The sequence below is a fragment of the Paraburkholderia bannensis genome, assembly GCF_014200455.1.
Classification (GTDB): Bacteria; Pseudomonadota; Gammaproteobacteria; order Burkholderiales; family Burkholderiaceae; genus Paraburkholderia; species Paraburkholderia bannensis_A.
On the sequence record NZ_JACHBW010000061.1, the window covers coordinates 1 to 1,774 of the forward strand.

2 pseudogenes are annotated in these 1,774 nt (G+C 57.7%); one reads left to right on the forward strand and one right to left on the reverse strand.

The annotated features are described in order from the left end of the window. Window positions 1-230: 230 nt before the first annotated feature. Window positions 231-1,235, forward strand: a pseudogene (locus F4827_RS34810) (IS110 family transposase). A gap of 309 nt (window positions 1,236-1,544) precedes the next feature. On the opposite strand, the pseudogene F4827_RS34815 reads toward F4827_RS34810, so the two are convergent. Beyond that, window positions 1,545-1,774, reverse strand: a pseudogene (locus F4827_RS34815) (transposase); the annotation flags it as partial.

The window sequence follows — 1,774 nt, forward strand, 5'->3', positions numbered from 1 at the left end:
GGAAGGATACCGGGAGCGGCAGGAAGCGATCGAGCGAGGTCGCGAGCATGCCGAAGGGTTAATCCGGTCTTGCGAGCGTCATTTGCCCGGCTAGACCGTGTTAGAAGGTGTTAGATGGTATGGACGCCTCCCCCCGGTAACGGGTCAGCGCAAATCCAGTAACAAAGAACATTTGTAACTGGCTGTACAGTAGTACGTCGAACCCGACAGCTCGCGCAGGAGGTTTCCAAATGAAGACGCCCGTCATCGGCATGGATATCGCCGAGCATGTCTTCCAGTTGCATGCGGTCAATGTTGCCACCGGGAAGATCGAGCGGGTGAAACTCAAGCGCGGCGACGTAACGAACTTTGCAAAGCGGGAACGCTCGCTCGTGGTGATTGAAGCCTGCGGCAGTGCTCATCACTGGGCCCGGCAGTTACGGCAACTCGGTCACGACGTCAGGCTCATCTGCGCACATTCGGTACGCCCCTTCGTATTGCGTAACAAATCGGATGCCGCCGATGCGCGTGCGATCTGGACCGCTGTGCAACAACCCGACGCGAGGTTTGTCGCAATCAAGAGTGAAGCCCAGCAGTCAGTCCTGGCACTGCACCGGATACGTGCCCAATTGATGAAGGTTCGCATCATGCAGACCAATGCATTGCGCAGCATCCTGTATGAATTCGGTGAAATTCTGTCCGAAGGCTACCAGTCGTTTACGAAGGAAATCGCGCCAGCCCTAGCCAGAACATCCGAACGCCTGCCAGGTATGTTGGTGGATAGTTTGCGCGAGCAGCGGGTCCGCATACAGGCGGTCAACGAAGATATTGCCGTACTGGAGCGTCGCCTTTCGCATGCGCTCCGGGATAGCCCGGAATGCCAGCGCATCGCAGAGATTCCCGGTGTCGGTCTGCTGACTGCAACCGCGACCGTTTCGACCATCGGCGATCCCGCGACCTTCCACTCCGGCCGTGAATTTGCCGCCTGGCTCGGTCTGGTGCCACGGCAGACCGGAACTGGCGGGCGCATACGACAACTGGGCCTGAGCAAAAGAGGTGACACCTATTTACGTACGCTGCTGATGCACGGCGCAAGAGCCGTGATCGCGCGTTGCACCCACACACCCTAGCTCGACGATTTGCTGGCTCGACGCCCCTTCAATGTTGCCGTCGCTGCAGTGGCGAACAAGCTGGCGCGAACTATCTGGGCCCTGCTGTCGCGGCAAACGCGGTATGAGGCACCAGTCCACGCGTAGCGACGACTCTGTTGCCGCACATCGAGATGTTGCAGATCCACCTCACCAAGGAGCGCAAGCAACGAATTGCATGATGGAGTACAGGTCGGACCGGGACGAGGTAAGTCTGAAAAAGTGCTTGAACCTTGAGTTCGTGTGTTAGATGAGACGCTCGTCAGCGAATTCCATATTGGCCAGCAGGCTGAACTGCCTGCGTCAACACGCCGGACATAAGCGTGCTGCCTTGACCTGCAGACCAGATATGCAAAACCAGCTTGCAATCCGGGTGGCGTCCACATATGCACGTTTGTTAAGGGCTGCAAAGTGGACGAGCATAAGCACGGAGATTACGAAGAAATGCAACGCAGCCAATGTTTCGGGCAATCGCTCGTAATCTCTGGCCAGTCGTCGGAAGCGGTTGAGCCAGCCGAAGCTGCGCTTAACCACCCAGCGGCGCGGCAACAGCACGAACCCCTTTTTAGCCTCCGCGAGTTTGATTACTTGAAGCTCGATTCCTTCGTCGAGTGCTGCCTGCGCAGGCTCCTCGCCGGTATATCCCT